Below are 12,392 nucleotides of genomic sequence, written 5' to 3'. Positions count from 1 at the left end.
TCACGGCCGGCATGTCATAGCGGTCAAAAAAGAGCGGTGATTTGGAAAAGCACATCGAGCCACGCGTTTATACGATTGAACCTGGACAACCGTTTCTGGCAACGCTGGCAAAGGCGCTGTGTGAAGGCGATCTTGTGCCAGGTTTTTCCTATGACGGTGACCCGCTGTCGCTGTCGAAAGTCACGATCTACGTGCCGACGCGGCGTGCTGCACGTGAGCTTAGATCCGCATTTCTTGATCAATTGGGCGCGCGAAGCGTCCTTTTGCCCGCAATCAAACAATTGGGCGAGTTTGATGAAGACGAGGCACTTTTTAGCGGCCATGCTGATGGAGCGTTAAGTCTGGCGCCGCCTATTGATAGTCTTCACCGACAGCTTCTTCTGGGCGGGTTGATTGCCGATTGGAACAAGCATCTGACGGAGGCCCTGCGCAATCTTTATCCCAATGAGGATATTCTGACGCCGGCATCGACATCGGACGCCTTCTGGATGGCGCAGGCACTGGCGGAATTACTGGATCAATTGCAAACCGAAGATTTGGATTTTCATTCGATAGACGCTGCCGCTGCTGAACTGGACCTGCCGGGCTGGTGGAACGTTACGCACGCTTTTCTGCAAATCATTGCCAGCGAATGGCCGCAAAAACTGGAAGAATTGCGCCGGATTGACCCGGCAATTCACCGTAACATGATGTTACGCGGTGAAGCGACCCGTCTCACATCGAAACAGCCCGTCGACCCTGTCATTGTTGCCGGTTCCACAGGCACAATCCCTGCAACCGCTGATCTGATTGCGGCGATTGCCAAACTGCCCGCCGGTGCAGTTGTTTTGCCGGGTTATGATTTGAATATGAGCGCTGAAACAAAAGCCGCGCTGGAAGATGCCGATGATCTGGCATCGGCCATAGGCCATCCGCAATATGGTATGCATCACTTGGTTTTGAAAATGGGCGCGCAAGGTCTGGTTTCAAAAATTGGGTCAGACAGCACCTCGGATTTGGCAGAGCGTCAGAAATGGATTGGTGCTGCGCTGGAACCGGCACCGCGCACGGCAACGTGGCTGGACACCCGAAAAAACCTTGCGGATTCAGCTTTCGCGAATGTGGAAATACTGGTTGCGGAAAATGAACGTCAGGAAGCCGCCGCCATTGCCGCTGCATTGCGCGATGCCATTGCCGATCCAGCTGTTAATGCTGCATTGGTTACTCCGCACAGAACGCTTGCGCGCCGGGTTGTGACAGAACTGGAGCGTTATGGCATCGAAGCGGACGATTCCGGTGGACATGCCTTTGATACGACTCCTCATGGCAGTTTGCTCGGTTTTGTTTTTAAATGCGTATTTGATGCGGGCGATCCGGCTGATTTGCTGGCGCTTTTAAAGAACCCGCTCGTTCGTCTTGGATTGAAAAGCGATGATTACCAGAAATCAGTAAACCGTCTTGAACAGATGGTTCTGCGCGGCGGGGTTGGCCGTTTTGATTGCGGCACCTTTGAAGCGTTTTCAAAGGCGCAGATCGCTGCTCGGAACAAAGAAGGTGCTTATGCGCCTGCATGGCTGCGAAGGCTTGAGGAAGACCAGCGTGCGCAAATTGAAGCCGATATCGTTTCGTTTGCGGCGCGCATTGAGGCGGCATATGCGCCATTGTGTGCATTGGTAGAGCGCGGCGATGATGTCGCGTTAGAAACAATGTTGGCTGCCACAATTACGGTGCTTGAGACACTTACTAAAGATGAAGAGGGCAATCATCAGGCACTTTATGCCGGTGAAGCAGGCACCATGCTGCGAAAGCTTTTAACCTCGTTTTTCGGCAGTGAACTCGAGATGAAGTTTTCACCTGAGCAATGGCCGGAAATAGTTCGTGCCGTCACCAGTTCAATGTCTGTAAAGCCGGTTGCCAATGGTCATCCCCGCGTGTCGATTTGGGGAACACTGGAAGCAAGGCTGCAAACGGTCGATTTTCTGGTCATGGGCGGACTCAATGAAACGGTTTGGCCGCAGCAGACTTCCAATGATGCTTTTTTAACGCGCGGCATGAAGCTGCGCATGAAAATGCAGCCGCCTGAACGGCGCATCGGTTTGTCGGCGCATGATTTTTATATGGGCATGGGGCAAAAGCGCGTTTTGCTTACCCGCGCATTAAGAATGGATAATGCGCCCACTGTTGCCTCGCGGTGGCTTCAGCGCCTTGAAACTTTAGCCGGCGAAGATGCTGTTGAAGAGATGCACAAACGTGGGCAATTTTATGCTGATATTGTTCAGGCTTTGGAGAAAACTGACGACATAAATCTGGAAGCCAGACCGGAACCCAAGCCACCTGTCCATGCGCGGCCGAAATATTTCTCTGTAACCGAGATTGAGCGACTGCGGCGTGATCCCTATGCCATTTATGCCAAGCGGATTTTAGGCCTGCAGCCGCTGGAGGAACTGGTTCGTGAACCGGATGCGGCAACGCGCGGTACGCTTTTCCATGCGATTTTGGAAGAATCAACGAAAGCGAACATCAATTACACCAAGCCGGACGCAATCGATAAATTACGCGAGATCGCGGACCGGATTTTTGCCGAATTTTCGTTGCCGCCTGACGTTGAAGTTTTGTGGCGAACACGATTTGACGCGGCAATCCCTGAAATTGTAAATTGGGAAAGAACCCGCGATGAGGAAGGGGTCAAGCGCCATGCCGAGTTAAAATCGGATAGACTTTCGGTCGATTCGACGGGTGTCACCTTGCGCGGTATTGCCGACCGTCTGGACGTCAATAAGGACGGAACTGTCGACATTATTGACTTTAAAACGGGGGGTGTTCCCAGCGTTGATCAGGTTCACGCCATGCTTGCCCCACAGATGCCGCTTGAAGCGGCGCTCTTAAAGCGTGGGGCGTTTAAACAGCTTGATAAAACCGATGCAGCTGCTCTGCTTTATGTCACGCTTGGCGCCAAAGGTGACGTTAAGCGCAATGATGTACGCGGTTCGGGCAACAAGCGCAAAGAGGCCGATTTATTGGCTGACAAAGCATGGGAAAAACTTGTTCAGTTGTTGAGTTTCTTTGCCGACGAAGAAAACGGCTATATTTCACGGGCAATTCCCGCAAAACAACATGATTATAGTGGCGAATATGATCATTTGGCACGCGTTTTAGAATGGTCCGCAGGCACGGATAATGAAAACGGGTCCGAATCGATATGAGTATAAGCGATGATTTAAAGCCAAAACCGGACCAGATTACAATCAAGCGGCAGGCAGTGGCCGCCAGCCCGGAGGTATCGGCCTGGGTGTCTGCAAATGCGGGTTCGGGTAAAACCTATGTTCTGTCCACCCGCGTTATTAGGCTTTTGCTAACAAATGTTGATCCGGCAAAAATTCTTTGTTTGACCTATACAAAAACCGCTGCCGCCGAGATGAAAAACCGCGTGTTTTCCCGTCTTGGCGCGTGGACAACCATGCCTGATGCCGATCTTGCAAAGGAACTGATTGCGATCACAAACAGAAACTGCACGGACGCGGAAATAAGGTTTGCGCGAACTCTGTTCGCCAAAGCGTTGGAAACACCGGGCGGACTTAAAATTCAAACTATCCATGCGTTTTGCGAGGCGTTGCTTCACCGGTTTCCACTGGAGGCCAACATTGCCGGTCACTTTGAACTGATCGATGATGTTGAAGCAGATTTGTTGATGGCAGAGGCGCGGCGAAAACTGCTGACAGAACACGGCGATGGGGCTGTTTTAAATGTTCTTGAGCGCTCCGGTGAATCCGGCTTTGAAGAATTGCTTTCTGAAATCGTCAATAACCGGCAAAAACTGGCTAACTTAATCGATAATCTTGGCGAACCATCTGAGTGGCGTCAGGCTTATTTGTCGGCAAATGAATTTGAAAGCGACTGCACTGTTGAGCGTTTAAAAACAAAAATTTGGCCGCTGCCGGGCTTAACGCAGGAATATTGCCGCAACACGTTTTCTGTTTTTCCGTCTACTGGTGCCAAAACTGCGCGTGATTTGCTCGAAAAGCTGACGACTTGGTATAGCGATGAAAGTATAAGCCCATCATTTGACGCGCTTTGCGAACTGTTTCTTACAAAGAAAAATGAAATTCGCACGACGAAGAACTATGCTTCTGCAAAAGCGGCGGCGGTCGCGCCGGATTTAGAGGCCCGCTTTATCGATGCAGCGCAACACGTCCAATCACTTGTCTTGCAGATCAATCTACTCGATGAAATCGAACGGACCATGGATGCGTTAAGCGTTGCTGACAGGCTTTTGTCCCTATACGGCAATATGAAAAGGCGGCGCGGTCTGCTTGATTTTGACGATCTGATCGAGCGCACTGAATTAATGCTCCTGAAGGAAAACGTCGCTGACTGGGTGCGTTACAAGCTTGATCAGGGGATTGATCATATTCTGGTCGATGAAGCGCAAGACACGAGCCCCCCCCAATGGCGCGTGATCAAAACCCTAGCCGATGAATTCTTTGCCGGCGAATCATCATCAAGCAGCAGGCGAACGGTTTTTGCCGTGGGCGATGAGAAACAGTCAATTTATTCATTTCAGGGCGCTGATCCGAAGGGCTTCGATGATGCGCGAAGCCATTTTGCCGTAAAAATTGATGCCGTTGACCGAAAATTTGAACCGGTTGATCTTGAGGCGTCGTTTCGCTCTACCGGAGACATTTTAGACGCTGTCGATCATGTCTTTTCCTATGCGGATCATAAACGCGGGCTGGCGGCTCATGGCGGTGATGTGCAAAAACACCGGTCCTTGCGTGAAAACCAACCGGGCTCCGTGGAAGTCTGGGATTTTGAGCGCGCCGAAAAACAGGAACAGGAGGAGGACTGGCGCAAACCTTTCGATTTTGCCGCCCAGCCTGCCATTATCGTCGCTTCGCGCATCGCTGACCGGATAAAGAGCTGGCTTGATGGAGGCGCGTGTCTTGAGGCAACGGGCCAGAAGATCAAGGCGGGCGACGTTCTTGTTCTTGTCAGAAAACGCGACGCATTTGTTCATGCTCTATCACGCGCATTAAAACAGCGTCATATTCCGGTCGCCGGGGCCGACCGGCTAGGCATGACCAGCCATATCGCTGTTTTGGATTTAATGGCGCTTGGCCGTGTCATGATCAATCAGAACGATGATTTGTCACTGGCAGCACTGCTACGCAGTCCCATGTTCGGCTTAAGCGATGATGATCTGTTTGAGCTGAGCTATGATCGTGAGAGTACATTGTTTGACACAATGGTACTTTATGCTGGCGAGGATGAAAGAGTTTCACAGATTGTTTCGCTATTGAAACGATGGATCAGGCTTGCGGTCCATAAGCCGGTTTTCGAATTTTATAGCCATGTCTTAATAACCGAGGGAATGCGGTCAAAACTGATTGCGCGGCTGGGATCGGAAACAGGAGAAATGCTGGACGAGTTTTTGAACTATGCGATCGCACAAGAACGTACCGGCCCCGCTTCTCTTGAAACATTTTTGAATACGCTGGAACATTTCAGTCCCGAAATAAAACGGGAAATGGAAGGGGAAAGTGATCAGGTTCGCATCATGACCGTGCATGGTGCCAAAGGACTTGAAGCACCGATTGTTTTCCTGATTGACCCTGGAAGTCCGGCATATGGCAGTCATTCAACGCCCGTTCTTTTGCCCTATGATTTAAAAGCCGGGCTGGCTCATCCGGTAAAAGGCGTTCTGGTCGGAGGCACCGGCGCGGCTCGCTCGGCTGTTGCTGAAGAAATTATTCGGGGTTTGAAGCAAAGCGCAGAAGAGGAATATAGACGCTTGCTCTATGTGGGCATGACACGGGCTGCCGATCAACTCATTGTTGCCGGTTATGCCGGACAAAATGGCGGTAAAGAGGGAACGTGGCTTTCAATGGTGAAAACAGCATTGGAGCCGTTGAGCAAAGTGGTGCCTTATACGGGATTTGAAGCATTGCGTTACCCGGCAAATCAGACTTTGCCGCCCTATTCCGAGCAGATTTCAGATAATGATGAGACGTCAAAGGTTTTAACAGTGCCCGCCTGTTTTGATACACCTGTCCCCAAAGAGCCGCCTGCCCCGCGTCCGTTAATACCGTCAGGTGTTACAGGTTTTTCCGTGGAAGCTGACAGGCAGGAAAGCGAGGCAGAGCAACCCGCGTCACTGCTTGATGACTATCGGTCACAGGGTGAAAAGCTTGCCATGCCGCCAAACCTTGCTGCCAAACGCGGCAGTGTCATTCATAAATTGCTGCAATATTTGCCCGATATCCCCAATGATGAACGCGCAGAAAAGGCGCGGCAGTTCTGCCGCCAAATTGAAACGCGCTGGAGCGATGCAGATATAGATCTCATAGTTTCACAAACCCTCCGTGTGATTGGTGAAGAAGCGTATGCGCCGTTTTTCTCTGATCACGGCACTGCTGAAGTGTCGGTGATGGGCACAGTGGATATTGGCGGTGAAGAACATGCCGTGTCAGGTGTGATCGACAGGCTTACAGTGGTGGGCGATAAAGTTTGCATCATCGATTATAAAACAAATGCCAAACCGCCTTCAACGCTGGACGAAGTACCGCTCATCTATTTGCGTCAAATGGCGCTTTATCACGCGCTGGTCGCACCGCTTTACCCTCAAAAACAGGTCAAGGCGGCTCTTTTGTTTACCAGCACCCCTCAGCTTATCGAAATTGATCATGATCTATTGGCCAAAACACTTGATAATATGGCGGCGCACAACACATTTAATTGAGAACGAATAACTTGAATCTCAATTCAATAGCGCCCACATTGCAGACCAAGAATCAACTCGGAGAAAATCCATGGCGACTGTAAAATCTGATACTGCAAGCTTCCAGAACGATGTTCTAAGCGCTGACGTTCCTGTTGTTGTAGACTTCTGGGCCGAATGGTGCGGACCTTGTAAGATGATTGCACCTGCGCTGGAAGAAATTTCGGCAGAAATGGACGGTCAGGTAAAGATCGTTAAATTGAATATTGATGAAAATCCGGAAATTGCAGCGCAATATGGCGTCCGCTCTATTCCAACGCTTTACATGTTTAAAGGCGGCGAAATTGCGGACCAGATGATCGGCGCATCGCCAAAAGGAAAATTGTCAGACTGGATTAAAAACGCAGCTGCGTAATCCAGAACAAACTGAATTATAAACCGGCGCTGAAAAGTGCCGGTTTTTTCATGCCGTTTTTAGACAGGCGGCGTTAGATTATCGCGTAAAACATCGCCGGCCAGATATAGCGACCCGCAAATCAAAATACGCGGTGCCGGTTCTGAAGGGTCAAGTTGTGAAGACAAGCGCTTGATCGCTTCCTGCACGTTTGCGCTAACCTCGGCGATCAGGCCGGCTTCATGCGCTTGATCTGCAAGTATAACCGGGTCCACTCCTGCATCGCTGGATGGTACGGGCACTGTGAAAACCTGACGCACCAGCCCGTTAAATGGCTTGAAATACCCAACCGCATCTTTTGTATTGATCATGCCGCAGATCATATAGATAGGCCGCTCAATGGCCTCTTCGCGCGCGGCCAGATATTCAGCGCAGGCGATTGCCGCATCAGGATTGTGCCCGCCATCCAGCCAGAATTCGGCAGCATTTGGCGCAAGTTCAGTCAAGGGGCCACTGGCCAGCGATTGCATTCGGGCAGGCCAGGAAACAGCGTTCATGGCGGCTTCTAACTCATTGTCCGAAGGTGCAAAACCGGCTGCACACACGGCCATAATGGCAGCGGCGGCATTGGCAAGCTGGTGGCGGCCGGGCAAAGCAGGAAGCGGTAAATCTGAAAGCCCAACATCGCTTTGAAAGACAAGCCGTCCATGTTCTTCATAGGCATGAAAATCCTGTCCGTAAATTTTGGTCGGCGCATCAAGCCTATAGGCCATGTCTTCAAGCGTGTCGCGCGCACCTGCGTTTGGCTGTGCGCCGATAATAAGCGGGACATTTTTCTTGATGATACCGCCTTTTTCGGTGGCGATCTTTTCAATTGTATCGCCAAGATAGGCAACATGATCGAGACCGATCGGCATGATAACAGTCGCAGCAGGATGTTCGATTATATTGGTCGCGTCGGCACGCCCACCAAGCCCGACCTCAACAATGGCAATATCGGCAGGATGTTCGGCAAACAGCACAAACATGACCGCTGTGAGAATCTCAAACACCGTAATATGTTCACCATTATTGGCAGCCGCCACCCGTTTGATAGCATCGGTCAGCGTCGCATCATCTACGAGTTTGCCGGCTAAGCGGTAACGCTCATGCCAACGGACAAGATGGGGTGAGGTGTGCACATGCACCGATTTTCCATGTGCTTCCAGAATCGCACGGCAAAAAGCCGCGCAGGATCCTTTTCCGTTCGTGCCGGCAATATGAATGACAGGCGGCAGATTTTTTTGCGGATTGCCAAGACGGTCCATAAGCCGTTTGATCCGCCCTAAAGACAGATCAAAGCCTTTGGGGTGCAGCGCCATAAGCTTGTCTATTTCATCAGCAGCCATATTGCTGTCCGCAAAATGCTGTGAATGTTCTTCGAAGTGAGACGTCATGGCTGAAGCGCCTTTATTGCGGGTTCGGCTTTAGCCTTCCGCAGGTTTGTCTGAATCGCTTTTTGTCTCTGCTGTCTTGTCTTCCGTGTTTGCACTATCGGCATCGTCAGAAATATCGACGCTATCGTCAGAAGGCGATTCAGATGTTGCAGGCAGCGGGGCTTTCGTGAAGAGGCGCAACAGACGCGCAATCGTCGGACGCAGTTCTTGGCGCGGTACAACCATATCAACCATGCCGTGCTCCAATAGATATTCGGCAGTCTGGAAACCTTCAGGCAATTTTTCGCGGATGGTTTGCTCGATCACGCGCGCACCGGCAAAGCCGATAACGGAGCCGGGTTCGGCAATATGGACATCGCCGAGCATAGCGTAGGATGCTGACACACCGCCTGTTGTCGGATTGGTCAAAACAACAATATAAGGCAGGCCCGCTTCTTTAAGCATCTCAACCGCAACGGTTGTGCGCGGCAATTGCATCAGGGACAAAATACCCTCCTGCATACGCGCACCGCCGGATGCCGCAAACAAAATCAACGGGCAGTTTTTCTCAATCGCAGTTTCAAAACCTTTGATAATCGCATCACCGGCAGCCATGCCGAGCGATCCGCCCATAAATGTAAAGTCGTGAAGTGTGGTCACGACCTCCATGCCTTCCAGTTTACCGGTGGCATTAATGATAGAGTCTTCAAGGTTCGTTTTAGCTTTGTTTTCTTTCAAGCGGTCAACATACCGCTTTTGATCGCGAAACTTCAGCGGGTCCTGTGGGACTTGCGGATTTTCCAGAATTTCGAATTCACCGTCATCATAAAAATGTTTCATGCGCACTTTGGCAGAAATTTTCATGTGATAGCCGGAATTAGGTATCACAAACTGGTTTTCTTCCACATCACGGTGAAACACCATTTCACCGGACTCAGGACATTTTATCCAAAGGTTTTCCGGTGAATCGCGCCGACCCAACATATCGTTAAGACGGGGGCGCACATAGTTTGTGATCCAGTTCATGGACTATCTCTCTTCAGTTCAGCACATATTCGCGATCAGTTTAGATCGTGTATGTGGCTTTTTTATTCCGCAGCTTCAAGTCGCGCCGAAGCACAACCTTGTGCCAGACCTCGTACAAGCGTTGCGACGGCATCGACAGTATCTTTTGTCGCTTCGCCATTTTTATCCAATGTGTTTTCTACGGCTTTAACAATCGCCGTTCCAACAACCACACCGTCCGCATCACGTCCGATGATCCGCGCCTGCTCGGCTGTTTTGACACCGAAACCGACACAAACCGGCAAAGGAGTGTGATTTTTGATGCGTGCGACAGCCTCACCAACTGCTTGTGTGGAAGCAATGGCGCCACCGGTAATGCCGTTCATTGAAACGTAATAGACGAAACCGGAGGTGTTTTCCAAAACTTTCGGTAGGCGCTTGTCATCGGTGGTCGGCGTTGCCAGACGAATAAAGCTTATTCCATTATCAAGCGCGGGAAGGCAAAGTTCTTCATCCATTTCCGGCGGCAGATCAACAATGATCAGGCCATCAATGCCGGCTGCTTTGGCATCGTTCAAAAAGCGGTCAACACCATAAATATAGATCGGATTATAGTAGCCCATCAGAACGATAGGCGTATCCTGATTTTCGTCGCGAAATTTGCGGGCCATGCTTATTGTCTTGGTCAGATTTTGTCCGCCTTGCAAAGCGCGAAGACCGGCAGCCTGAATGGCAGGGCCGTCAGCCATCGGATCTGAAAACGGCATGCCAAGCTCGATGATGTCGGAGCCTGCTTTTGGTAGTGATTTCATGATCGCAAGTGACGTATCAAAATCAGGGTCGCCGCCCATAAAGTAAGTAACAAGCGCCGGACGGTTTTCGTCTTTTAACCGGCTAAATAATGTGTCGAAACGTTTACTCATTTAAAGCTCCACACCCAATGCCTTGCCGACGGTAAAGACATCTTTGTCACCGCGCCCGCATAGGTTCATGACAATAATCTGGTCTTTACGCATTTTCGGTGCCCGTTTGATAATTTCAGCCAATGCATGGCTCGGCTCCAGCGCCGGAATAATGCCTTCAACTTTACAAAGAAGTTGAAATGCTTCCAGAGCCTCCGTATCCATAATCGGCACATAGTTCACACGGCCGGAATCTTTTAGCCATGAATGTTCAGGGCCAATACCCGGATAATCAAGTCCCGCCGATATTGAGTGACCTTCATCGATCTGGCCGTCGGAATCTTGTAATAAATATGTCCGGTTGCCGTGTAAAACACCGGGCGAACCTGCCGACAGGGAGGCGCAATGCTCGTCCCCGTCAAGGCCCTTACCGCCGGCTTCCACGCCGACAATTTCAACATCCTTATCGTCAAGGAACGGGTGGAAAAGCCCGATAGCGTTTGATCCGCCGCCGACAGCCGCACAGATCATATCCGGCAAACGGCCTTCAAGCTCCATCATTTGTTCACGCGCCTCATTACCGATTACGGATTGGAATTCGCGTACCATTTCCGGATATGGATGAGGACCGGCAGCTGTACCGATCAGATAATAGGTTGTCTCAACATTTGTGACCCAATCACGAAGCGCTTCATTCATCGCGTCTTTCAGTGTGCCATTGCCTGCCGAAACGCCCGTAATGTCTGCGCCGAGCAGTTTCATGCGGAAAACATTGGGCGCCTGACGGTCAATATCCTTGGCTCCCATATAAACATGGCAAGGCAAGCCAAACCGTGCCGCGACAGTGGCTGACGCCACGCCGTGCTGGCCGGCACCGGTCTCAGCGATAATGCGGGTTTTGCCCATACGTTTTGCGAGCAAAATTTGGCCGAGACAATTATTGATCTTGTGCGAGCCGGTGTGATTAAGCTCATCGCGCTTGAAGTAAATTTTAGCGCCGCCAAGATGCTCAGTCAGGCGTTCGGCAAAATACATCGGCGACGGGCGTCCGGTGTAATGCTTGTTCAAATGCTCAAGCTCGGCCTGAAACTCTGGATCAGTTTTTGCCTTCTGCCACTCTTCGTCTAATTCAAGAATGAGAGGCATTAATGTTTCAGCGACAAACCGGCCGCCAAAAATACCGAACATACCTTGATCATCAGGGCCGGTGCGAAATGAATTAGGCTCCACTGGCTTAGTCATTGCTCTCTCTCTTTTTCGCGTTTGCGATTGCCTCGAAAAACGATGCGATTAAAATAGTGCTTTTCACGCCCGGTTCACTTTCAACACCGGACGATACATCAAGGCCTGACGGGCTTGAATGGGCAATGGCATCACCGACATTGCCGGCATTTAGACCACCCGAAAGCATGTAATCAACCGATGGGTCAAGGCCCTTGAGTAGTGTCCAGTCAAAGCTGACACCATTACCGCCCGGAAGCTCGGAATTTTTGGGTGCTTTGGCGTCGAAAAGCAATCTGTCTGCAACACCGATATAGGGCGTAATTTTTGCCAGATCATCCTGTGTTGATATGGAAAAGGCTTTCATGACGGGTAAGCCGTAGCGTTGCTTTACTTTCGTAACCCGTTCAGGGCTTTCCGACCCGTGCAATTGTAGCAGATCCGGCTTCATGATATGGACGATATTGTCAAGATAAGCATCATCTGCATTGACGGTAACGGCCACGGACTTCAAGCCTTTGGCTTGCGCTCGCCCTCCAAGTTCTGCCGCTGTTTCAACGGCAACATGACGGGGGCTTTTTTCAAAAAAAATAAAGCCGACATGGCTCGCCCCGCCTGCAATAACTGCATCGGTGGTTTCTATTGTTGAAAGGCCGCAGATTTTAATATCCATTGTTACCGGATATAGTGGAGTTTACGCAGAGTCGAGAGGGCATTCAGCGAACGGCGCAAAAAGTGCATCGCGGATGTGCAGCTATACG

The 12,392-nt window shown here is 50.8% G+C and carries 8 protein-coding genes; 3 read left to right on the top strand and 5 right to left on the bottom strand.

Annotated elements, in window-relative coordinates; translation table 11 throughout:
• Window positions 1-41 precede the first annotated feature (41 nt).
• The 3 genes from addB (at window position 42) to trxA (ending at window position 7,109) form a co-directional block, all read left to right on the top strand.
• Complete coding sequence (addB, locus tag SU32_RS04905; RefSeq protein WP_053998231.1) at window positions 42-3,182, top strand: double-strand break repair protein AddB; 3,141 nt, start codon at window positions 42-44, stop codon at window positions 3,180-3,182.
• Window positions 3,179-6,715, top strand: coding sequence for a double-strand break repair helicase AddA (gene addA / locus SU32_RS04900; RefSeq protein ID WP_053998230.1), 3,537 nt, complete (start codon window positions 3,179-3,181; stop codon window positions 6,713-6,715). Before addB ends, addA begins: the two co-directional genes overlap by 4 nt.
• A 70-nt stretch (window positions 6,716-6,785) precedes the next feature.
• The gene (gene trxA, locus SU32_RS04895) at window positions 6,786-7,109 is read left to right on the top strand and encodes a thioredoxin (protein WP_053998229.1); all 324 of its coding nucleotides are present in this window, start codon (window positions 6,786-6,788) and stop codon (window positions 7,107-7,109) included.
• A gap of 59 nt (window positions 7,110-7,168) precedes the next feature.
• On the opposite strand, the gene SU32_RS04890 is transcribed toward trxA, so the two are convergent.
• From SU32_RS04890 to SU32_RS04870, 5 genes are all read right to left on the bottom strand, one after another.
• Window positions 7,169-8,524 (bottom strand): bifunctional folylpolyglutamate synthase/dihydrofolate synthase, encoded by a 1,356-nt coding sequence (locus tag SU32_RS04890; RefSeq protein ID WP_053998228.1) that lies wholly within the window; start codon window positions 8,522-8,524, stop codon window positions 7,169-7,171.
• Window positions 8,525-8,554: 30 nt separating this feature from the next.
• Complete coding sequence (gene accD / locus SU32_RS04885; protein ID WP_053998227.1) at window positions 8,555-9,529, bottom strand: acetyl-CoA carboxylase, carboxyltransferase subunit beta; 975 nt, start codon at window positions 9,527-9,529, stop codon at window positions 8,555-8,557.
• 62 nt (window positions 9,530-9,591) lie between these two features.
• The gene (gene trpA / locus SU32_RS04880; protein ID WP_053998226.1) at window positions 9,592-10,431 is read right to left on the bottom strand and encodes a tryptophan synthase subunit alpha; all 840 of its coding nucleotides are present in this window, start codon (window positions 10,429-10,431) and stop codon (window positions 9,592-9,594) included.
• Entirely contained in the window at window positions 10,432-11,652 is a 1,221-nt protein-coding gene (gene trpB / locus SU32_RS04875) for a tryptophan synthase subunit beta (protein WP_053998225.1), read from the bottom strand. It lies immediately after the preceding gene.
• Window positions 11,645-12,304, bottom strand: coding sequence for a phosphoribosylanthranilate isomerase (locus SU32_RS04870; protein WP_053998224.1), 660 nt, complete (start codon window positions 12,302-12,304; stop codon window positions 11,645-11,647). The genes trpB and SU32_RS04870 overlap by 8 nt, the downstream gene beginning before the upstream one ends.
• Between the last annotated feature and the right edge of the window lie 88 nt (window positions 12,305-12,392).

This window comes from Ahrensia marina, from assembly GCF_001293565.1.
Lineage (GTDB): Bacteria > Pseudomonadota > Alphaproteobacteria > Rhizobiales > Rhizobiaceae > Ahrensia > Ahrensia marina.
This window is presented reverse-complemented; position numbering and strand designations above follow the sequence as displayed.